Consider the following 22,883-nt stretch of genomic DNA (forward strand, 5'->3'; position numbering starts at 1 on the left):
AAAAATTCTATGACTATCGTTACCGAATCAGAAATTGAGCGCTACCGCTTGCAATTAGCAGAATATCCTGATGCGTTGAAAGCCCTTGATGTGCTTGAAGATTGTGAAGGCGATTTAGAATATGCTGCAGAAACTATAGCAATTGTGTCAGGAGAATTAAAGAACGATCTAGCTGAAAAAGACCCGAATCAGCCTAGCTTGTTACACAAACAATTCGAGAGATTGCGCCCTCATATTTGTACGCAAGCCTTTAAAGACGTATTGAATCAAGGTTCTGGGGCTGCATTGGGTTGGCTAATAACCGCGGCCATCTACTCAGCATTACCACTAACACTGATACTTATTTATATCAGTACGAGAGCTCTGGATGAGTTTTGTAAAGATTGCTAAACACCGAGCGCAGTGAAGCCAGCCCAGTAATGAGGTTCAGCAAAGGGAAACGGCTTGCGGTTAAGTGCGGCATCAAGAGGAGCTTTAACAAAGCGCGTGCGTTCCTTTCGAGGCAATTGCTCGAATACTTGATCGATTTGGGGTTTGAGGAGTTCTAATACCTCTTCCAGCCCCTCGGAGGTCAAATTACGCAGCCATTGTTGTGCCTCGTTGAGAGCATTAACTGTTGACAGAGTTTCTAGGTTTTGATAGAACCGCATCAGTAATAAAGTGCAGGCCAGTTCATCGACTTCCCAAAGGGTACTAACCATACTAGGGCTACCAGCCAATAGAAAGCCAAAAGGTAAGCCGATATATTCATCGCTGGTTTTGGATTCTGTCAATCCAGTTTCGCAGGCGGAGAGTGTGACAAGGCGACATTGATTTAGGTCAAGATTCAAGATTTCCAGCAGTGTCAAACGTTCGTTATTTGCTAATTTGAGGGCTGATTCCAAAGGCGAGTTAGGCTCAAATTTGCCGTGACAACCGAAATGGACGCAGTTGGCAAGGCTGAGTTGTTGGCTTTGGATGGCTTTCTTGTTGGCATCATCTTTTTTTAGCAAGAAATCATTAGGTTTAAATCGGTCACAGATGTTGGCAGCTTGAAGTTCAAGTAAATAGCGGTCGTCGGTAGGATTGGCGTTGCTAGGATTGGCGATCGCAAATAGGTGTGTAAAATGGGGGCGTTTTCGGCTTTGTGCCTGTTGCAGAATTTGGCAACTGGGGGCGTAGCGGATACCTTGTTTGAAGCAATCTAGCAGGTAAGGATTAGTTGGTTCTGGAGACTGGGTTTCTGAATTAAACCGCTGCCAGGTTTCACGGCTAACTGGCAAGGCGTGAAGGGGGAGTCGGTGCAGGAAACGATGGGGAATTAGAATTAGTTGATGACACTCTTTGGGTACATTTTTTAGAATCTCATCCAGGTGCAAAATCTCAGCTAGGTTTTGGAGGCGGGAGGCTAGGTTTTCCTGCCATTGAGTTTTGTTTTTTCCGTACTCTGTCAGATACTCTTTGACCCATTTCTCCAAGGCTGTCAAGTCTGCTTTTGAAGATTGCCAGACAATAGGAGTTGATGATTCTGGGGTGATGATGAAAGCAAGAAATTTCTCGTTTGTAATGTACCACTGAAGGATAGTGCTGTTTTTTGCTGTGAGGGATTGAATCTCGCTGTAGGAGATGGCTTTAACTTCTTGGGTGAGTGCGAAGTCGGGGTCGATGGGTTTGATTTCGCGGGCAATCAATTCCTTTAGTTGTTGCCGTAATTGGGTGAGATGAGTTTGATCGCGAATGGTGGTTTGTAGGTTGTCGATTTGGGGGCTGCGTTCTCCCGATAGTCTGCCGCCGTTGCTGTTACGATTTGTCTGTTCGATGTCCACTCGTCGCTGTTCGGTATCAATTTCTCGACGCAGGCGCGAGAGTTCGGTGATAACGGTTTCGGGAATGTCACCTTTGGGGTAGAGGTCGCGGGTGGCAAGGAGTTCGACTAAGTTGCGGGCTTTGCTGCGTTCGGCGTATTCTATGGCTGCGGTGTAGTTTTTTAGTTCTATACAAACTTCCACCATATTTACATAAAGTTGATTCCATTCTTCGGCTAATTTCTGCTTGGTTTCATCTCCAGAGTGAATCTCACCTCGGAGTAACTCGACAGTATTAATCGCCTCAGCAAAGGTATCATAAGCTAACTGTAAGTTGGGAACTTCTCGATAGCCAAGTCCCAAATTACATAAGGTTTCAGCATTGTGTTGGGGAAAAGCTTCGCGAGTGCAGACTTTCAATGCGGCTGTGAAAGATGTGAGCCCCTGCTCGATATTTTCTGCCCGCTCTCCCCGGATTCTGAGCAAGTAGGTAATTGCCAGATTATTTAGCGTTGTTGCCCATTGTTCGGGAAAGGCATCGCGGGTGAAGACTTCAAGTGCAGCAGTGTAATATGCGATCGCCTGCTCGATATTTTGTTCCCGCTCTCCCTTGATTCTTTGACGGTAAGCTTCTCCTAGATTATTTTGTGTCTCGGCCCATCGTTCGGGAATTATCTCGCGGTTGCTGGTGCGTACTTCCAGTGCTTCAGTGAAAGATGCGATCGCCTGTTCGATATTGTCTGCTTTCTCTCCCCTGATTCTGGAATAGTAGGCAGCCGCCAGATTATTTTGGGTCGTTGCCCAATCTGTCGGAAAGGCATCGCGTGTACGAACTTTTAGTGCATTTTGGTAACAAAGGATCGCCTGTTCGATATTGTCTGCCCTCTCTCCCCTGATTCTGTATAAATAGACATTTCCCAGATTACTTTGCGTCTGCGCCCATTTTTCTGGGTTGGTTTCAAAGGTACGAACTGAAAGCACGATTTCGTAAGCCGCAATAGAAATTTCTAGGTTTTCAGCCCTATTGCCTCTAGGGAATTGGCAAATCTTAATAGCAATATTTTCAATGAAAGCAGCACCTCGTTCAGCTTCTTCAGGGTCTTCTATTCCACCCAGTAATCCAGTCATAGTTTGTTGGAAAATTGGAATAAAATTAAGATTTAGCTTGTCTAGATTTGCTTGTAATACTGCATAAATGTGGTGCGAATCCCCACCAAAATTATTTTGCTCTGTCTGCACCAGCAATTGCAAAAACGCTAAATAATCACGTGGGGAGATATTCTCTAAATTATTATGCTCAGAGGATGTGAAGCCCAAGAATTCCCCTACCTGACTGGCAAGATTTTGCAAATAATTAGCCCGATTTTCCTCTCCTTGCTCTGCCAAAGTTACCGCTACCACCTCGCAAGCTTGCATAAACCCCAGATCCAGGAATTCCGAGTTAGCACTTAAAATCTGCGCTTCCTCACCGCTAGGACAACTCAGCAGCGTATTAATCAATTCCAGATAAGCAGAATTGCGGTCTGCATTCCCTCCCTGCGTATCTTCCGCCAAAGCTTGACTAATTTGCCCCGCCAATTGCTGCAAAAAACCTGCATGGTGTTCGCCATCCGCCGCCATCCGACTCGCCACTTGCTGCATCACTTCAATCAAACCTGAGTCAACAAACTCAGAGTGCTCTTGCAACAGTTCCCCCTCTTCCCCAGCCGGACAACTCAGCAGCAATTGAATCAGATTCAGGTAAGCTCGGACGCGGTTTTCATCCATGAGGCATGACCTTCAACATTCTTTATTCCCTCATTTGTAGCACAAATACAAGCAGCCCCAGCTAAACTGCAAGAATTATTTAATTTTCCAATCTAGCGGTCTATTTGCTCAGTTTGTGTTGACAAAATACTTGATTTATAGTATGAAACTAGCTAATATCAATTCCCGAAACTATTCCTACATATATCATCATACGCGAGCATCTGTAGGGAAACGGCACTGCCGTGTACGGCGCTGGATTCTGCAACTTTTAATAATTGTTATAAGTAGCTTTTTTTTAATTGGTATAATTAGGTTTGTCTAACGTTTCTGGTGTGTCGATTTTGATGCAATAAATGGTTTGCGATGCGAGAAAATGCAGGACACGGCAGTGCCGTTTCCCTACCCAGGTATCTGTGTTTTAGAGGAAATACAGGACACGGGAGTGCCGTGTCCCTGCTGTATCTCAGAGAAGTTAAAAGTGCGATCGCCCGATCGCACTTTAATTATGTCGAGTGTCAAATTATTTGTCCGCTTGCCAAATTATTGACCGCTATTTTTGATCGCTTCACAAGTTTTATACAATAAGGCTTTGAGCTATTTTAACACCTTTCTTTGACGACTGGATACTTTTGACAAATTAGTTGTCCGCTCTTCGATAATTGACAAATTATGTGTCTTTTCTTGAAAACCGCTATTTTTACGAGTTTTTTAAGGATTGACACATTATTGTCCTTTTGCTTTATAATACATAAACGTTGCAATCAAAACATTTATGTATAAACCGTTATGCAGCAATTGCTTGGAGGTATAAATGCTTATCCCTTCCTCAGATGAAACAGCTAGCCCTGTTGAAGTTCAGGAAATAGTGACTGAACTCTCAGATGAAGCAAAGCTTAAGCAGGAGGTAATTCAGACCCTTATGGAACCGTGCGATCACCGCACCTATGGGCAAAGGCAAAGAGAAGCAGCCCAAAAGCTGGGCGTATCAGTGCGAACGGTGCGACGGTTGGTTGCTAAGTGGGAGCAAGAAGGATTAGCAGCTCTTAACCAGGATCAACGCGCCGATAAAGGAAAGCATCGCATCGCCCCTGACTGGCAAGACTTCATCCTTAAAACCTACAAGGAGGGCAATAAAGGTAGTAAACGCATTACCCCTGCCCAAGTAGCGATTCGTGTTCAGGCAAGGGCGCAAGAATTAGGTCAAGAAGATTACCCCAGTTACAGAACGGTATATCGCGTTCTGCAACCAATTATTGAGAAGCAAGAGCAAACCCAAAGTGTCAGGAGTAGGGGATGGCGAGGATCGCGGCTATCGGTTAAGACTCGTGATGGCAAAGATTTATCCGTGGAATACAGCAACCATGTTTGGCAATGTGACCATACCCGTGCAGATGTGTTGTTGGTAGATCGAGATGGTCAGATTCTAGGTCGTCCTTGGTTTACAACGGTGATTGATACCTATTCTCGCTGCATTGTGGGCATTAATTTGGGCTACGATGCACCGAGTTCTCAGGTGGTAGCGCTGGCATTGCGCCATGCAATTTTACCGAAGCAGTATGGCTCATATTATCAACTCCATTGCGAATGGGGGACTTATGGCAAACCTGAACACTTTTATACAGATGGCGGTAAGGATTTCCGTTCTAACCATCTGCAACAGATTGGGGTGCAGTTAGGGTTTGTTTGTCATTTACGCGATCGCCCCTCTGAAGGTGGTATTGTTGAGCGTCCTTTTGGCACTTTTAACACTGAATTGTTTTCGATGTTACCGGGATATACGGGTTCAAATGTGCAAAAGCGACCAGAAGAAGCCGAGAAAGAAGCTTGTCTGACGCTGCGGGAATTAGAACAAATGCTGGTGCGCTTTATTGTTGATAAATACAACCAGAGTGTTGATGCCCGAATGGGCGACCAGTCGCGGTTTCAACGGTGGGAAGCAGGGTTGATTGCTGTTCCCAATCTAATTTCTCAGAGAGATTTAGATATTTGCTTGATGAAGCAGACGCGGCGCTCGATTTATCGAGGCGGCTATTTACAGTTTGAAAATTTGACTTATCGAGGCGAAAATTTGGCAGGATACGCTGGAGAAAGCGTTGCGCTGCGATATGACCCTAGAGATATTACAACGGTCTTGGTCTATCGAACAGAGGGCGATCGAGAAGTATTTTTAGCTCGTGCCCATGCTCAAGATTTGGAGACAGAGCAACTGTCTATAGATGAGGCAAAAGCTAGTAGCCGCAAGGTTCGGGAAGCTGGGAAGGCGGTTAGTAACCGTTCGATTTTGGCTGAGGTGCGCGATCGCGAAACTTTCCTCACTCAGAAGAAAACGAAAAAGGAACGCCAAAAGGCTGAGCAAGGTGAAATCCGTAAGGCAAAACAGCCTGTATCTATAGAACCGGAACCGGAGGAAGTGGTATCGCACAACAATGAAGCTGAACCAGAAATGCCGCAAGTATGGGATTACGAAGAAATGTGCGAAGATTACGGGTGGTAAAAAATGACGAATCAAGGCGATATTCCGCTTAACCCAGAAAAAATTCAAAAGGAAATTCAAAGATTGAACCGCAAGACTTTTGTGGAGTTGGAACAGGTGAAAAGTCTCCATGCGTGGCTGGAAGAAAAGCGCGAGTCTCGGCAGGCGGGGCGAGTTATGGGCGAGTCGAGGACGGGCAAAACTATGGCGTGTCATGCTTACAGGTTACTGCACAAACCCAAGCAGGAGCCGGGACAGCCGCCAACGGTTCCTGTGGTTTACATCCACATTCCGCCAGAGTGTGGCCCGAAGGAATTTTTTGGGATGATTCTTGAGCATTTGAAGTATCAGGTGGTTAAGGGAACGGTCGCCGAAATTCGCCATCGCACGATGCGCGTGCTCAAGGGGTGCTGCGTGGAGATGCTGATTATTGATGAAGCGGATCGGTTTCAGGCTAAGACGTTTGCTGAGGTGCGGGATATCTTTGACAAGTTGGAGATTCCCGTTATTTTGGTAGGTACTGACCGCTTGGAGACGGTAATTGGGCGAGATGAGCAAGTTCTCAAGCGCTTTTGTACTGTCTATCGCTACGGCAAGTTGTCAGCAGGAGAGTTTAAGCAGACGGTAGAGGTTTGGGAAAAGACAGTTTTGCAGTTGCCTGTGGCTTCTAATTTGTCTAGTAAGACGATGCTGAAAACATTGGGGGAAGCGACGGCGGGTTATATCGGTTTGATGGATATGATTCTCAGGGGAGCAGCTATTCGGTCTTTAAATAAAGGCTTGCAAAAGATTGATTTGGAGACGTTAAAAGAAGTAGTGGCGGGGTACAGATAATGGAAGCTTCGGATGTTCAGCCTTGGCTATTTCGAGTGGAACTCTTTCAGGGGGAAAGTCTGAGTCACTTCTTGGGACGATTTCGACGGGCAAACAATCTAACGCCAACTGGGTTGGGTAAGATGGCGGGGTTGGGAGGCGCGATCGCCCGTTGGGAAAAGTTTCGGTTTAATCCGCCTCCTTCTCCTCAGCAGTTGGAGGCGTTGGCGCTGGTGGGAGTTGAAAGGGAACGGTTACAGGAAATGTTACCGCCTCCTGGTGTAGGGATGAAGTTGGAGCCGATTCGGTTGTGTGGGGCTTGTTATGCCCAGTCGCCTTGTCACCGGATCGAGTGGCAGTTTAAAGAGATGCAGGGGTGCGATCGGCACAAATTACGCTTGCTGTCAGAATGTCCTAATTGTGGGGCAAGGTTTAAGATTCCGGCTTTGTGGATGGATGGGTGGTGTCAGCGTTGTTTTATGACTTTTATGGATATGGAAAAATACCAGAAGCTGATTAAATTACTAATATCTAAGTCAAAAAAGGTAAAATTCTGATTCGCAAACAAAATTTAGAACTTTTTGTAGCTTAAAATAAGCTATACGATTTACTTCGGACTTACTATTAGCTTTCTTTGTATTGCCCCTATATTTGGAAAATAATCCAAATACTTCAACTTTTTAGACTGATTGCTGAATCTGTATTTTCTCCTGCGATTTAACTTCAGTACGTGCTTTAGCCTCCGCTTCAACAAATGAGCCATATACATCGATAGTTGAATTTACCGCTTCAAAACTAACAGCGAGTGCAAAAGGTACGTCAGCATTGCTATCTTGGTTCCATCCAGCGTGTCCAACTACTGCAATACAGAAGCTTTCGGGTAGCTCATAAGATTTTACAGTCGCCCAATCTTTCTGAACAGTTCCTGTACTTCGAGACAGTTCTTTTACTATGCCATCAATGCCATTTGCTCGTGTTTGGCCTTTGCCTAACTGTCTTTTTCCCAGTGTCCATTGGAATAGTCCGTCATCTTCCTTGGTTTCTTCTGGTGCACCATAGTCTTTGACAAGTTTATCGAGAAAACAATCAGGATCTTCTCCTCGTTTGCTACAAGTCCAATCTAACCAAGTTGATAGATATTTCCTGCGATTACGTCGGGTACGACGAGGTTCAGCCACATAAGAAAGTGTGATTTCAATCAAAATGTCAAATCCTTCTCCTTGAGGCAGAAAATTTTCTGGCACTTTTACTTGATAAACCTTAGCTTGTCGAGCTTTAATACGTTCTAATCCTGTAGTTGTTAGCGTTACACGATTTGGGGAATTGCCGAGAGCGCGATTAATATCTGGAATACCATAACCCATACTCCGAATGGCATGATAGAGATTAGCATCCGAGTTATTCGTCCACGCTGGTAAACGTGCTGATTGAACAATGAGTGCCCGGTAAAGCAGTGTGCTTTCTTGAGGGAATGCTGCTGCTAATGCCGCAGCGATATGGGTGACTTTAGGCGCAGCAAATGATGTTCCTACGGCATCTGCACTAACAGCTTTACCACCGTCACGGGTTGAACGAATCAATTCTGGGCAAACAGATTCTGATGTAGTGAAATTGGGTGAGGTTGATGAGTCAATTACGTAGTCACCCCCATATTCAACTACTTCTGGTTTAATAGTGTCCCAAATGCCTGGGCCTGAGCAGGAGAAAGAAGAAGGATAATCCTTCTTCGCTATTGAACTTAAAGGCGGATTATTGTAAGTGCTGTGAGCAACAGAACCGACAGTTAGTGCTTGAAAACTTTGTGCTGGGTTAGCAACTCTGGCAGAGGGTTTTAGCAAATATTCTGGATAGTTACGACCGGCTTGTAGATGAGCGGAAATTGAAGGGCGTGTAACAAAGTTTTTCCGTGCTTCAATATTACCTGCGGCAACAATGAAGAGAACATCGTTTTCCCAACTCAATTTATCAATAGCTGCTGCCCAAGGAGTCATTGATTGGGTGCGACATGGTGAAATTCCAGCTATTGAGTGATTATAAATGCGCGTTCTAGTTTGCCGAGAATATATCTCTACAATTTCCTCTAAAACTTCTGGCGGAAATAGAAGTTTAGGTAGTTCATTTCGAGCATCAAGAATTCTGGCATTTTGAAGCCAACATACTGCCTGCTTACTACCCTTTTTAGGAATACCTCCTGGGTATAAAACTGCTCCTGCAACTCTAGTACCATGTCCACCACCTTGAACACAATCAACAGTGGTATTCGTTTCTCTAGGTACCCAAGAGTTAGAGAGAGCAGAGTCAATTGCTGCTCTCAGGTGAGGATGACGCTCTTGAATGCCGCTGTCGATAATACAAACTTTGGGTGCGTTTGGGTCAGGTGCTTCTAATTCAAACTGTTCCCGCTCGGATTCAGAGCTATTGGGTGTAACGGATGGAGCGATAAATTCATCGGCTTCACTGACATCGAATATATATGGAAAGTTGAGGACAAGATCCTTCAGACCTTTACCAAATATGCGAATTCGGCAGGAAAAGCTATCGGGTAGGCGTGAAATACCCACATCATTACCTTGAACAGACTTCAAAATTTTTCCACAATATAGTGGAGCTTGAATAAATTTTTTAAGTTGCTCTTCTCTTACCCAATAAAGATCATCCCACTCTTCAGATGTGAGATTATGTTTATCTAACCATTTATTAATGCTTTTCAGATAATTGTCATCGTTATTAAAATCTTTCCGCTTGGGACATCTCGAATATTGTTCTTGAATGTTGATGCAAGAAATACCTACATCTACAATATATTCTTGATCATCTAAAATCTGACCCCACTGTTCTTTAAGGCTAGGGGAAAGGATATATTCTGGTCGTTGAGTCCCCTCCAAAATTTCCCATATTTCTGGAACCTTACCGCCACCATGCTCAGACTCAATAAATTGCTGAATCTTTTTTCTGAGTTCCGAGAGTTCTATATCTGCTGAAGCTCCAATGATGTAGCCCTCCTCCAGATCAGCAACAATCTCAATCCCGAAACTTTTCAGAGCATCTGCATCAAATAAATTGGGATCTACTTGTAAAATGAATGAAATTGCATCTGGCAGATCAGGTTTACCATCTTCCTTGCGTTTTTCGCGTTCCTTCTCCCAATTTGAGACAATAGATGAGATAGAAGACTTTAACTTGCTACCATGTCCACCTGCATCGCCTTTATTAGCCAGCGTTGTTGTAGAGGGTTTTCTCCCACCTCTTGGAGGTGGCGCAGCAGTTCCTTCATTAGTCAAACGTAGAGGTAAATGAGAAAATTGATTCAATTGTTCAGACATGGGAAATTATAACGTCTTTAATAGATGCCTCTAAGTGTTCTTGGATGACAAGTTCTTCTCGATCAAGGATGGCGCGTTTAGCCGCATCTTGAGCAACTCGAACAATTTGTGCTGCTGAAAGTTTGTCTAGTTTCAGCACAATATTTCTCCAGTCGATTATACCAAACTCTACCGAAGAAAGTGTCTGTTTCAAAATAGCCTCAATTTCTGCCGGTGTTGGTTTTGGCACTTCGATGACATCATCAAATCGTCGCCATACAGCTTCATCCAGAAATTTAGTCAAATTTGTGGCTGCAACAAGCAATCCATTTGAGGCTTCGTATTCATCAAGTAGTTGTAAAAAAGTATTAACAACTCGCTTGATTTCTCCTACTTCCTGAACGTCTTCCCGGGATTTAGCGATCGCATCACATTCATCAATAAACAACAAACAAGGAGTTTGAGAAGCTGTTTCAAATACTTCCCGCAAATTGGTTGCAGTTTCCCCCAAAAAGGAAGAAACCATTGCATCAAAACGTACTTTTACGAGAGTAAGTCCTGTATTCCAAGCTAGACGTTCGGCTCCCATAGTTTTACCGCACCCCGGAGTACCATAGAGTAGTATTTTTTGGCGGTAGCGTAAACCATGATGAGCTAGTCGGTCACGTGCAACATATTCTTTTTCTATACGACGAAAACGATCTTCCACAGCATCTGAAAGAATCATATGGTGTCGTAAACGCTCTCTAGGAACCGTAACAATAAAGGGATGGTTAAAACGTTGCTTGCTCGATAGCAAGGTTAGGGAGTGAGTATCATGTGTCTTTGAAAGAACACCGCTAGAAGGTGCAGAAGAAATTGCATCACGAGAGAGCTTAGGTGAAAGTGCTGGAATCTCAGGAGGGATACGAGAAGATTGAGAATTACTTTTGTGGGTAATATTTTGGAGTTGTTCAGCTAGGAGGGTGTGTCCTTTTTTACGTTCTTCCTCAACGACTACAGATAGCATACTTTGGATCGCCGTTTTATCTTCACTGGCGATCGCTCTAAATAGCCGTTTAAGTAAGTCTCCTTTCATTTTGCTGATTTGCTACTATATAGTACCATTGTACTATTAGATAGGGACATAAGCAAACTGGGACATTTATCCATTTTAAGGTGATATCAGTTCGGTCACTCTAATTTATTACTATTGTGTAACTTTGCTCAATAAATTACCGAAAACAAAGAATTTGATCCCCCTACCCCTTCAACCTAATTTGATGTATCTGAGCTAACCACAGAGGAATCACAGGCTGATCAAATTTTAAGGAATCAATAGCCTTCAACAAATCAAAGTCCACCAGTTCGAGCGATCGCACTCTACCCCTTCACTCTCTCACGCGATCGCCCATAAATCACATCCAACCACACCGGCACAACAAACTTACCCTCAGCCCAAGCTGCTACTACCTTCTCCCCATCGAACTCTATCAGCTTAGAAGCTCCTGCCTGTGGCTCTTTGACAAAAATTAACAGCTTTTGAGCGATCGATCAAAAGCCCCGGATACTGATCCTTAAGCGTCTTCAGCACTTCCCGCGCCACCTCAAAGGTAAAACCCACCGACAGCCAATAAACCATCGCCGCAAACTCCACCAAATTTCCCTCAGAGTAGTAAATACTCCTCCCCGTCCCCGTTTCCGTAATCACAGGGACAACAACCCCATTCTCACGCCAATACTGCAACTGACGGAAGTTTGGGAAAAGAAGGTTTTGCAGTTACCTGTGGCTTCTAATCTTTCTAGTAATGCCATGCTGAAGACTTTGGGGGAGGCGACTGGGGGTTATGTGGGGCTATTGGATATGATTACTTAGGGAGACGGCGATTCGGGCTTTGAAGAGGGGATTATCAAAGATTGATTTGGAGACTCTCAAGGAAGTTGCTGCGGAGTACAAGTGATGGAAGCGATCGATATCCAGCCTTGGCTGTTTCGGGTGGAACCGTTGGAAGGTGAGAGTTTGAGCCATTTTTTGGGGCGGTTTCGACGGGCGAATGAGTTAACGCCGAATCGGTTGGGTAAGATGGCGGGGTTGGGAGGTGCGATCGCCCGTTGGGAGAAGTTTCGGTTTAATCCGCCTCCTTCTCCTCAGCAGTTGGATGCGTTGGCGGTAGTGGTCGGAGTTGAAAGGGAACGGTTACAGGAAATGTTACCGCCTCCTGGGGTGGGGAAGAAGTTGGAGCCGATTCGGTTGTGTGGGGCTTGTTATGCCCAGTCGCCTTGTCACCGGATAGAGTGGCAGTTTAAGACGGCAACGGGGTGCGATCGCCACCAGTTACGTTTGCTGTCAGAATGTCCTAACTGTGGGGCAAGATTCAAAATTCCAGCTTTATGGGTTGAAGGGCAATGCCAAAGATGTTTTACCTCTTTTGCTGAAATAAAAATATACCAAAAGCCTTTACGCTTTACGCAAAAAGACGATTTGGTCAGTGAATAGATTTGGATGTTGTGAAATATTACTGGTTCTTTGCGGGCTGGTTGCGTTTCCAGGTAAAATAATTAATTGCGTTCTAACACTGTCTAGCAGACAAAACTTAGGACGCGCTGTACAAGGCGGCACAAGATGGCACTTAAAAAAAGTGAACTTTACAGTTCGTTATGGAAAAGCTGTGATGAGTTGCGGGGCGGCATGGATGCCTCGCAATATAAAGATTATGTACTGGCGTTATTGTTCATTAAATATGTTTCTGACCGCTATGCTGGGGTAGAGGATGCCCTGATTGAAGTCCCGGATGGGGGAAGCTTTCAGGACATTGTGGCGCTCAAAGGCGACAAAGAAATTGGGGACAAAATCAATAAAATTATTGCCAAACTTGCGGAAGCGAATGACCTGAAGGGCATTATTGATGTTGCTGATTTCAATGATGCTGACAAGTTGGGTAAAGGTAAGGAGATGCAGGATCGGCTCTCTAACTTGGTAGATATCTTTAATGATCCGAACCTGAATTTTAGTAAAAATCGGGCAGATGGGGACGATCTGTTAGGGGATGCCTACGAGTACCTGATGCGGAACTTTGCCACCCAGTCGGGGAAAAGCAAAGGACAGTTTTATACTCCGGCGGAAGTGTCTCGGATTATTTCTAAGGTGATTGGGGTCAATACTGCCGAAAGCCAGGAGCAGTGTATCTATGACCCGACTTGTGGCAGCGGTTCTTTGTTGCTGAAGGCGGCGGATGAAACTGCACGGGGGTTAACCATCTATGGGCAGGAGATGGACAACGCTACTCGCGCCTTGGCTAAGATGAACATGATTTTGCACGCGCATCCTACGGCAGATATTTTACAAGGGAATACGTTGGCAGACCCGCTGTTTAAAGAAGCAGATGGGAAACTGAAACAATTTGATTTTGCTGTTGCTAATCCGCCTTTTTCTTCAAAAGCTTGGAGCAATGGATTTAACCCGGTTCAAGACGAATTTAAGCGATTTGAGGATGGCATCCCTCCGGCGAAAAATGGCGACTATGCCTTTTTGCTGCATCTGCTCAGATCGCTTAAAAGTCAGGGTAAAGGAGCGATTATTCTGCCTCACGGGGTTCTATTTCGGGGGAATGCCGAAGCAGAGATCCGCAAGAATCTGATTCGCCAGGGTGTGATTAAAGGCATTATCGGCTTGCCGCCCAACCTATTTTATGGAACGGGGATTCCTGCCTGCATCATTGTGCTGGACAAGGAAAATGCCGAGAAGCGCCAGGGCCTTTTTATGATCAATGCCAGCAAAAGTTTTGTCAAAGATGGCAATAAGAACCGATTGCGGGATCAGGATAGTCACAAAATTGTTGATGTGTTTAATCGGCAGCTAGAGATTCCGAAGTATTCCCGCTTTGTGCCATTTGAGGAAATTGCTGAACCCAAAAACGACTACAACCTGAATATTCCCCGCTACATCGACAGCCAGGAAGAGGAAGATATTCAGGATATTGAGGCGCATCTGTTGGGAGGAATTCCCAAGCGAGATGTTGAGGCGTTGAGTGAGTATTGGCAAGTGTATCCGACGCTAAAGCAGAAGCTTTTTGAAATAGCAGAGCGACCTGGATATTTAAAGCTAAAGATCTCCATAGAGGAGGTCAAAGCCTGCATTTTTGACTATCCCGAATTTATTAGCTATGGGCAAGAAATTCAGGCGGTTTTTGAAGGGTGGCAAGCAAAAAATACACATTGGCTGAAAGAGATCCAACCGGGACATCATCCCAAGGATATTATTTACAGTCTTTCAGAAGATTTGTTGCAAGCTTTTACTGGAAAAAGTCTGATAGATAAATACGATGTCTATCAGCACCTAATGACTTATTGGGTAGAGAGTATGAAGGATGATGTTTATATTCTGGTTGAGGATGGCTGGAAGGCAGAACTGAAAATGGTGAGGAATAAAAAAGGTGCAGTTACAGATGCTACTTGCGAACTGATTCCCAAAGAGTTGATGATTAACCGCTATTTTAAAGCTGAACAGGCGGCGATTGAAAAACTCGAAGCGAAAAGAGATGACATGGTTCGCCAGCAGGAGGAACTGCAAGAAGAACACGGTGGCGAGGAGGGTTTGCTGGAAGAAGTTACTAATGATAGTGGCAAAATTACGAAAGCAAACGTGAATGATCGCATCAAGAAAATTAAGAATAATGCAACAATGTTTGTGGATGATTTGAAGGTGTTAAAGGCTTATTTAAAACTGATTGACGAAGAGGCAGAACTTACTAAAAAAATTAAAGAACGGACTCAATTTTTAGATGAATGTGTGTTAAAAAAATATCGGGATCTAACGCAGGACGAGATTAAAACGCTGGTGGTAGATGACAAGTGGATGGTGACGCTGCAACAAGCAATAAATTCAGAGATGGAGCGGATTTCGCAACGGTTGGCGCAACGGATTAAGGAGTTAGCAGAACGATATGAGACACCTTTGCCAGATTTGACAAGTCGGGTGGATGAGTTGACAAGTCGGGTGGAGGCTCATTTGAAGAGAATGGGGATGGCATGGTGATGGTTACAAATGTACCAGAAGGTTATAAAGAGACTAAGGTAGGGCTAATTCCTAATGATTGGCAGGAAAAAAGATTGGAAGACGTGAGCAAACTGTCTTCTGGAACAACACCATCGAGAAAATTAGAGGAGAGGTACTATTCTAACGGAAACATTTACTGGGTAAAAACCACCGATCTAAATAATAGCAATATAATTCATACCGGAGAAAAAATAACCGAGTTAGCGCTAAATGAGACTTGCTTGAAGGAATATAGTATTGGCACAGTTTTAGTGGCCATGTATGGTGGATTTAATCAAATTGGAAGGACAGGATTACTCAAGATACCAGCCGCTGTTAATCAGGCACTAATAGCTATTCAGCCACAACGCGAAACTTTAGATTCAATTTTTATAATTAACTATCTGAATTTTCGAGTTAGTTACTGGAAAAGTGTTGCTATCAGTAGCCGGAAAGATCCAAACATCACAAGTAGGAATGTAAAAGAGTTTCCCATACCTCTACCTCCGCTCTCTGAACAAAGAGCGATCGCACAAGCCCTCAGTGATGCCGATGCCGCGATAGCAGAACTCGATCTCCTCATCACCAAAAAGCGCAACATCAAGCAAGGCGCAATGCAGGAGCTTTTGGCGGGCAGAAAAACTTTACCTGGTTTTATTGACACTTGGGAAGTAAAAACATTAAGAGAAATTAGCCACTCAATAGCTTCTGGTAAATCCAATTCAAAATCAGAAAGTGGGTTATATCCCGTCTATGGCTCAACAGGAATAATTGGATATAACAATAACTTTGATTACTGTGGTGAAAAGATATTAGTTGCGAGAGTTGGAGCAAATGCCGGAACAACCAATTTAGTCAGTGGCTATTATTGTGTATCAGATAACACCTTGATTATTAGTCTTAATCAGAGTGTAGATATTATTTTTACTTACTACAAATTGGTGAATTATAAGCTCAATACTCTGGTTTTCGGTTCAGGACAACCATTGATCACAGGAGCTCAGTTAAAAAATTTATTAGTTTCTATTCCACATATTTCTGAGCAACAAGCGATCGCCCAAGTCCTCACCGGCATGGATGCCGAAATTGAAGCCTTAGAGCAAAAACGCGATAAATACAAAGCCATCAAACAGGGTATGATGCAGGAACTTCTCACTGGGAGGACACGGCTGGTATGAGTCACGTCGGAGAAAAGGAACGCTTAACCCAAAATCGTGTTGTGCAACTGTTCCAGCAGCAGTTGGGCTATGGCTATCTAGGCAACTGGCAAGACCGCCCCAATAATAGCCATGTTGAAAGCGATCTCCTCACCAACTTTTTGCGCCACAAACAACACTACAGCGACAGCCTGATTAACAAAGCTTTCGACCAACTCAAAAAAGCCGCAGACGACCAAAGTAAAAGCCTCTACGACATCAACAAAGCCGTCTACAGCCTGTTACGCTATGGGGTCAAAGTCCGGGAAGAAGTCGGCGAAAACGCCCAAACCGTTTGGCTGATTAATTGGAAAAACCCCTTAGAAAACGACTTCGCTATTGCCGAAGAGGTGACAGTCAAAGGCGAAAATGCCAAACGCCCGGATGTGGTGCTGTATATCAACGGTATCGCCTTGGGTGTATTAGAACTCAAACGCAGCACTGTCTCCGTTTCCGAAGGCATCCGTCAAAACCTCGATAACCAAACCTCAAGATTTATCAAATCCTTCTTTGCCACCATGCAGTTTGTTATGGCAGGCAATAACACTCAAGGCTTACGCTACGGCACGATCGAAACTCCTGAAAAATATTATCTCACGTGGAAAGAAGAAAACCCAGACTATAATCCTCAAACAGACCCTAAAGAAAACAAATATTTATCCAGTTTAGACTGCGGGATTGCCGACAACGCACTCGATTGCACTCTGCTGCGCCTTTGCGAAAAACAACGATTCCTCGAACTAATCCACGATTTTATTGTGTTCGATCGAGGCATCAAAAAAGTTTGCCGTCATAACCAGTATTTTGGTGTTAAAGCCACTCAAACCTTTCTGCAACAACGGAAGGGCGGCATTATCTGGCACACCCAAGGCAGTGGCAAAAGTCTAACAATGGTGTGGCTGACCAAATGGATTCGCGAAAATATCCCCGATGCCCGTGTCCTGATCGTGACCGATCGCGATGAACTAGACAAGCAGATTGAGAAAGTTTTTAAAGGCGTTAACGAAGACATCTATCGCACCGAAAACGGCAGCGACCTGATCGATAAACTCGATCGCACGGCCCCCTGGCTACTCTGTTCTTTAATTCATAAATTCGGCAAAAAAGACAAAGATAAAGTCAGCGACGCAGACTACGACAGCTACATTGCAGACCTCAAGCGCAGTCTCCCCTCAGATTTCTCCTCCAAAGGCAATATCTATGTATTTGTAGATGAATGCCACCGCACCCAATCAGGCAAGCTGCACGATGCCATGAAGGAAATTCTGCCCAATGCCGTGTTTATTGGCTTCACAGGTACGCCGTTACTCAAAAAGGACAAGCAGAATAGCATTGAGGTCTTTGGCGGTTACATTCATACCTATAAATTTCATGAAGGCGTAGCCGATAAAGTAGTTCTCGATTTACGCTACGAAGCCCGCAATGTCGATCAATTCATCACTTCCGAAACCAAAATCGACCAGTGGTTTGAAGCGAAAACTAGAGGCTTAACCGCACAAGCCAAGATTCAACTGAAACAGCGCTGGGGTACCTTACAACAGGTTTTGAGTTCGGCATCCAGACTAGAAAAAATTGTCAGCGATATCCTATTAGACTTTGAAACCAAAGACCGTCTCCAAAGCAATCGGGGCAATGCTCTGTTGGTGGCAGGCAGCATTTACCAAGCCTGCAAATATTATGAGTTATTCCAGAATCGCGGCTTCAAACGATGTGCGATCGTCACCTCTTACGATGGCTCCCTCCAAAGCATCAAAGGCGAAAGCACCGGCGGAGACGAATACACCGAAAAGCAGCGGCAGTATGAGATTTACCAAAAAATGCTGAATGGTAAAACCCCCGAAGCCTTTGAGGAAGAGGTCAAAAATAAATTTGTTGATGAACCCGCCCAGATGAAGCTGCTGATTGTGGTGGATAAGCTGCTGACTGGTTTCGATGCGCCCCCCACCACCTATCTCTACATAGATAAAACCATGCGAGATCATGGTTTGTTTCAGGCGATTTGTCGCGTTAATCGACTGGATGGTGACGATAAAGAGTATGGTTATATTATCGATTACAAAGATTTGTTCAACAGCCTGGAGAAATCCGTTCTCGACTACACCGCCGAAGCGTTTGAGGACTACGATCGAGGCGATGTCGAGGGGTTGTTGAGCGATCGCCTGGAAAAGGGAGTCGAACGTTTAGAAACTGCCCGAGAAAGCATCAAAGCCCTGTGCGAGCCTGTAGAACCGCCAAAAAATACCCTGGCCTACATCCGTTATTTCTGTGCTTCCAACACCGAAGACCCAGATTTAGTAAAAGAACACGAACAAAAGCGAGTTAGCCTCTACAAACTCACCGCTTCTCTAGTTCGAGCTTACGCTAATCTAGCAAATGATATGCCAGAAGCTGGCTATTCTGCTGCTGAAATTGAAACCATTAAGCAGGAAGTCAAATATTACGAACAAATTCGCGCCGAAGTCAAACTTGCCAGCGGGGATGCGATCGACCTGAAAGCCTATGAACCCGCGATGCGCCACCTGATCGATAGCTACATTGGCGCAGAAGAGAGCGAAGTGCTTTCCACCTTTGAGGATATGACGCTGATTGAGTTGATTGTCGATCGCGGCAAGGATGCAGTCAATACCCTACCCAAAGGCATCAGACAAAACCCAGAAGCCGTTGCCGAAACCATTGAGAACAATCTACGCAAAGTCATCATCGAACAACGCCCCACCAACCCCAAGTATTTCGGCACAATGTCCGAGCTCTTGGATAAACTGATTCAAGAACGCAAAACAGCCGCTCAGGAGTATGAAAACTACCTGAATAAAGTTGTCTCTCTCAGCCGACAAGTTACCCAACCTGCAACCTCAACCCAGTACCCTCCATCTCTGGACTCTCCCGCCAAACGAGCCTTATACGATAACCTAGACCAAAATGAGGTGCTGGCATTGGCGATCGATCGTGCAATTTGCCAAACTAAAAAAGATGCTTGGCGCGGCAATAAAATCAAGGAACGTGAAGTTAGAAATGCCATCAAAAAACACCTTGACCCTGCTGAAAAAGTGGATATAATTTTTGATATTGTGAAGAATCAAAGCGATTATTAAGATGCCTCAGATAACAATCAGCGAGCTAGTAATTGATATTGACCGAAAAGATATTAAAAACATCCATCTAGGGGTATATCCTCCCGATGGTCGGGTGCGGATGGCTGTCCCTTTAAAAGTAAATGATGAAGCGGTTCGTTTATTTGCCATCTCAAAGATAGCTTGGATCAAAAAACACCAAGCCAATTTTAAAGCACAAGAACGCCAATCAAAAAGAGAATTTGTATCCGGTGAAACGCACTATTTTCAAGGCAAACGCTATTTACTCAATGTTATTTATCACAAAGGTAGCCCCAAAGTAAAAGTCAGAAACAACACCTATATCGACCTCTACGTCAAGGAAGGAAGCGATGAAGCCCAACGCCAAAAAGTAATAATGAATTGGTATCGGCAGCAGTTAAAACAAGCAATTCCTCCATTAATCGAAAAGTGGACACCGATTCTAAGCGTTCAGGTTAATGATTGGGGAGTGAAGCAGATGAAAACAAAATGGGGCACTTGTAACATTGAGGCGAAACGCATCTGGTTGAACCTTGAACTCGCAAAGAAAGAACTTCACTGTCTAGAATATGTCGTCGTCCATGAAATGACGCATCTTTTAGAACGGCATCATAACGAGCGATTCACCCTGTTAATGAATCGATTCCTTCCTAATTGGCGTTTCTATAAAGATGAATTGAACCGCTCTCCACTTGGAAGCTATTGAGATTCAACTGGAACTATCGACTTCTTTTAGTTTTCCAGCAACCGCCAATGAATCACCTCAGCTCAAACCACGACAAGGCTAATTAAATGCAAAAATGCGATCGGGCCTAACTCACCAGCTTACTAGCTAGCCCTTGATGAATCTGATCTAACCAGACAGGGATTACAGGCTGACCAGATTTTAACGATGCGATCGCACTCTCCCAATCAAACTCTACCAGTTGGAGCGATCGCACTTTACACCCTCACTCTCACATTCACTCTCTCACGCGATCGCCCATAAATCACATCCAACCACACCGGCACAACAAACTTACCCTCAGCCCAAGCGGCTACTACCTTCTCCCCATCGAACTCTACCAACTTAGCCGCTCCTTCCTGTGATTCTTTGACAAAAATTAACCGCTTTGGCTCTTGATCGCTCAAAAGCCCCGGATACTGCTCCTTAAGCGTCTTCAGCACTTCCCGCGCCACCTCAAAGGTAAAACCCACCGACAGCCAATAAACCATCGCCGCCAACTCCACCAAATTTCCCTCAGAGTAGTAAATACTCCTCCCCGTCCCCGTTTCCGTAATCACAGGGACAACAATCCCACTCTCACGCCAATACTGCAACTGACGTAACGTACAGCCTGCAATCTGGGCCGCCTGCTTACTCGTAAAAAAGCGCTCTTCCATGAAACTCATTCTACAGCAGCGCTAATTTATACATTTATGTTAGTATTGAAACATTAGTGTTAAAAACAGCGATGAGTCAAATCACCATCCAGTGTCGCCTAATCGCCAACGAGCCCACCCGCCGTCAACTTTGGGAGTTAATGGCACAGAAAAACACGCCCCTAATCAATGAACTCCTAGAACAAGTTGGCCAACACCCTGATTTCCCGACATGGCGACAAAACGGCAAACTGCCCGCAGGACTGATCAAACAGCTTTGGGAATCTCTCAAAACTGACCCCCGCTATGTCGGTCAACCCAGTCGCTTTTACGCAAGCGCGATCGCAGTTGTTAACTACATCTACAAATCTTGGTTAGCCTTAATGAAACGGTTGCAATACCAAATCGAAGGCAAAACCCGTTGGCTAGAAATGCTCAAAAGCGATGCCGAACTCATAGAAACTAACGGCATCACCTTAGACACCCTCCGCGCCAAAGCCACTGAAATCTTGGCTCAATATACTCCGCGCTCAGCCCTCGCCGACTCTCCCAAGCCTAAAAAAACAAGTAAAAAAGCAAAAAAACCGAAAGTTTCCGAAACTAACCGCAGCCTATCTCACAGCTTGTTTGAAGCCTACCGCCAAAGTGAAGACAACTTGAACCGAAGTGCGATCGCTTACTTGTTGAAAAACGGCTGTAAACTCACCGATAAAGAAGAAGACCCAGAAAAATTTGCCAAACGTCGTCGCCGAGTCGAAATCCAAATCCAGCGCCTCATCGAACAGCTAACCGCCAGAATGCCCAAAGGTAGAGACTTAACAAACGCTAGATGGTTAGAAACATTAGCGATCGCATCTACCACCTTCCCCGAAAACGAAGCCCAAGCCAAATCCTGGCAAGACCGCCTCTTGAAACAACCCGTAGCCGTACCCTTCCCTGTCGCCTACGAAACCAACGAAGACCTAACCTGGTTTAAAAACCCATCAAACCGCCTCTGCGTTAAATTCGGCGGTTTAAGCGAACACAGTTTTCAAATCTATTGCGACCAGCGCCAACTCCTTTGGTTTAATCGTTTCCTAGAAGACCAACACATCAAACGAGCCAGCAAAAACCAACATTCCAGCAGCCTTTTCACCCTCCGCAGCGGCCGCATTGCTTGGCAAGAAGGAGAAGGAAGAGGCGAACCTTGGAACGTCCACCGCTTAACCCTTTACTGCACCGTTGATACCCGTCTCTGGACAGCCGAAGGTACAGAACAAGTCAAGCAAGAAAAAGCTGCCGAAATTGCCAAAGTCCTCACCAAAACCAAAGAAAAAGGCAACCTTAACGAAAATCAGCAAGCCTTTATTCAGCGCCAAAACTCTACATTAGCTCGTATTAATAACCCTTTCCCCCGCCCCAGTCAACCTTTATATCAGGGGAACCCTCATATTCTTGTTGGTGTGAGCCTGGGCTTAGAAAAACCTGCTACCATCGCCATAGTGGACGCGATCGCATCTAAACCCCTGACTTACCGCAGTGTCAAACAGCTACTCGGTAAAAATTACCAGCTACTCAACCGCCAGCGCCAAGAAAAACAGCGCACTTCCCAACAGCGACACAGCGCCCAAAAACAGGCTGCCCCTAACCGTTTTGGAGAGTCGGAGTTAGGGGAATATGTAGATAAATTACTAGCGAAAGAGATTATCGCGATCGCGCAAAAATATCAAGCTAGTAGCATCGTCTTACCCAAACTCGGCGATATGCGAGAAATAGTCCAAAGCGAAATTCAAGCTTTAGCCGAGCAAAAATGCCCAGAATTTTTAGAAGGTCAGCGAAACTACGCTAAACAATACCGTGTTAGCGTTCACAATTGGAGTTATGGCAGACTAATCGAGTGTATCAAGAGTCAAGCAGCGAAAGTTGGGATGGTGATCGAAGAGGGACAGCAGCCAGTTAGAGGAAGTCCCCAAGAGAAAGCAAAGGAGATAGCGATCTCCGTCTATCACTCACGTTCCAAAACTTAATTGACAACTAACTGCACATTGACAATAGAATAGTAAATAGCGCCGCTGGTCATGCTCGTTAGAGCCTCTGAGCAGTGATAAATGAGGGTTAG

General features: G+C 44.8%; 16 protein-coding genes. 11 read left to right on the forward strand and 5 right to left on the reverse strand.

All coding sequences use genetic code 11. The features are described 5' to 3' along the window. Positions 1-9: 9 nt before the first annotated feature. Positions 10-390 (forward strand): hypothetical protein, encoded by a 381-nt coding sequence (locus QUA71_RS19865; RefSeq protein WP_333287601.1) that lies wholly within the window; start codon positions 10-12, stop codon positions 388-390. Here the strand turns inward: QUA71_RS19865 and QUA71_RS19870 are convergent. Further along, the gene (locus QUA71_RS19870; RefSeq protein WP_333287603.1) at positions 387-3,551 is read right to left on the reverse strand and encodes a CHAT domain-containing tetratricopeptide repeat protein; all 3,165 of its coding nucleotides are present in this window, start codon (positions 3,549-3,551) and stop codon (positions 387-389) included. The genes QUA71_RS19865 and QUA71_RS19870 overlap by 4 nt on opposite strands. A 355-nt stretch (positions 3,552-3,906) precedes the next feature. Here QUA71_RS19870 and QUA71_RS19875 point away from each other — a divergent pair, with 355 nt between their 5' ends. The 4 genes from QUA71_RS19875 to QUA71_RS19890 all read left to right on the forward strand — a co-directional run bounded on the left by QUA71_RS19875 (position 3,907) and on the right by QUA71_RS19890 (position 7,376). Then, positions 3,907-4,080, forward strand: a complete 174-nt coding sequence (locus tag QUA71_RS19875) for a hypothetical protein (protein ID WP_333287605.1) — start codon at positions 3,907-3,909, stop codon at positions 4,078-4,080. A gap of 264 nt (positions 4,081-4,344) precedes the next feature. Next, positions 4,345-6,027, forward strand: coding sequence for a Mu transposase C-terminal domain-containing protein (locus QUA71_RS19880; RefSeq protein ID WP_333287607.1), 1,683 nt, complete (start codon positions 4,345-4,347; stop codon positions 6,025-6,027). A 3-nt stretch (positions 6,028-6,030) separates the two neighbouring features. Continuing rightward, positions 6,031-6,840 (forward strand): TniB family NTP-binding protein, encoded by an 810-nt coding sequence (locus QUA71_RS19885; RefSeq protein WP_333287609.1) that lies wholly within the window; start codon positions 6,031-6,033, stop codon positions 6,838-6,840. After that, entirely contained in the window at positions 6,840-7,376 is a 537-nt protein-coding gene (locus QUA71_RS19890; protein ID WP_333287611.1) for a TniQ family protein, read from the forward strand. The genes QUA71_RS19885 and QUA71_RS19890 overlap by 1 nt, the downstream gene beginning before the upstream one ends. A 123-nt stretch (positions 7,377-7,499) precedes the next feature. On the opposite strand, the gene QUA71_RS19895 is transcribed toward QUA71_RS19890, so the two are convergent. The 3 genes from QUA71_RS19895 to QUA71_RS19905 all read right to left on the reverse strand — a co-directional run bounded on the left by QUA71_RS19895 (position 7,500) and on the right by QUA71_RS19905 (position 11,847). Further along, positions 7,500-10,142, reverse strand: coding sequence for a S8 family peptidase (locus QUA71_RS19895; protein ID WP_333287613.1), 2,643 nt, complete (start codon positions 10,140-10,142; stop codon positions 7,500-7,502). Then, positions 10,135-11,199 (reverse strand): ATP-binding protein, encoded by a 1,065-nt coding sequence (locus QUA71_RS19900; RefSeq protein ID WP_333287615.1) that lies wholly within the window; start codon positions 11,197-11,199, stop codon positions 10,135-10,137. Before QUA71_RS19900 ends, QUA71_RS19895 begins: the two co-directional genes overlap by 8 nt. A gap of 399 nt (positions 11,200-11,598) precedes the next feature. Continuing rightward, complete coding sequence (locus tag QUA71_RS19905) at positions 11,599-11,847, reverse strand: MerR family transcriptional regulator (RefSeq protein WP_333287616.1); 249 nt, start codon at positions 11,845-11,847, stop codon at positions 11,599-11,601. A 213-nt stretch (positions 11,848-12,060) separates the two neighbouring features. Here QUA71_RS19905 and QUA71_RS19910 point away from each other — a divergent pair, with 213 nt between their 5' ends. The 5 genes from QUA71_RS19910 to QUA71_RS19930 all read left to right on the forward strand — a co-directional run bounded on the left by QUA71_RS19910 (position 12,061) and on the right by QUA71_RS19930 (position 20,129). Further along, positions 12,061-12,597: a TniQ family protein gene (locus tag QUA71_RS19910; RefSeq protein ID WP_333287618.1), complete on the forward strand. Its 537-nt coding sequence runs from the start codon at positions 12,061-12,063 to the stop codon at positions 12,595-12,597. 126 nt (positions 12,598-12,723) lie between these two features. After that, on the forward strand, positions 12,724-15,135 hold the full coding sequence (locus QUA71_RS19915) for a type I restriction-modification system subunit M (protein WP_333287620.1): 2,412 nt from the start codon (positions 12,724-12,726) through the stop codon (positions 15,133-15,135). Continuing rightward, positions 15,129-16,313 carry a restriction endonuclease subunit S gene (locus QUA71_RS19920; RefSeq protein WP_333287622.1) on the forward strand — a complete coding sequence of 395 codons (1,185 nt, stop codon included), beginning with the start codon at positions 15,129-15,131 and terminating at the stop codon, positions 16,311-16,313. Before QUA71_RS19915 ends, QUA71_RS19920 begins: the two co-directional genes overlap by 7 nt. Next, positions 16,310-19,423 carry an HsdR family type I site-specific deoxyribonuclease gene (locus QUA71_RS19925; RefSeq protein ID WP_333287624.1) on the forward strand — a complete coding sequence of 1,038 codons (3,114 nt, stop codon included), beginning with the start codon at positions 16,310-16,312 and terminating at the stop codon, positions 19,421-19,423. Before QUA71_RS19920 ends, QUA71_RS19925 begins: the two co-directional genes overlap by 4 nt. A gap of 1 nt (position 19,424) precedes the next feature. Continuing rightward, on the forward strand, positions 19,425-20,129 hold the full coding sequence (locus QUA71_RS19930) for a SprT family zinc-dependent metalloprotease (protein ID WP_333287625.1): 705 nt from the start codon (positions 19,425-19,427) through the stop codon (positions 20,127-20,129). Between the two features lie 236 nt (positions 20,130-20,365). Here QUA71_RS19930 and QUA71_RS19935 read toward each other — a convergent pair whose 3' ends face one another. Further along, positions 20,366-20,806: a MerR family transcriptional regulator gene (locus QUA71_RS19935; RefSeq protein WP_333287627.1), complete on the reverse strand. Its 441-nt coding sequence runs from the start codon at positions 20,804-20,806 to the stop codon at positions 20,366-20,368. Positions 20,807-20,877: 71 nt separating this feature from the next. Here QUA71_RS19935 and cas12k point away from each other — a divergent pair, with 71 nt between their 5' ends. Further along, on the forward strand, positions 20,878-22,791 hold the full coding sequence (cas12k, locus tag QUA71_RS19940) for a type V CRISPR-associated protein Cas12k (RefSeq protein WP_333287629.1): 1,914 nt from the start codon (positions 20,878-20,880) through the stop codon (positions 22,789-22,791). Positions 22,792-22,883 lie beyond the last annotated feature (92 nt).

Source organism: Microcoleus sp. MON1_C5 (assembly GCF_036701875.1).
Classification (GTDB): Bacteria; Cyanobacteriota; Cyanobacteriia; order Cyanobacteriales; family Microcoleaceae; genus Microcoleus.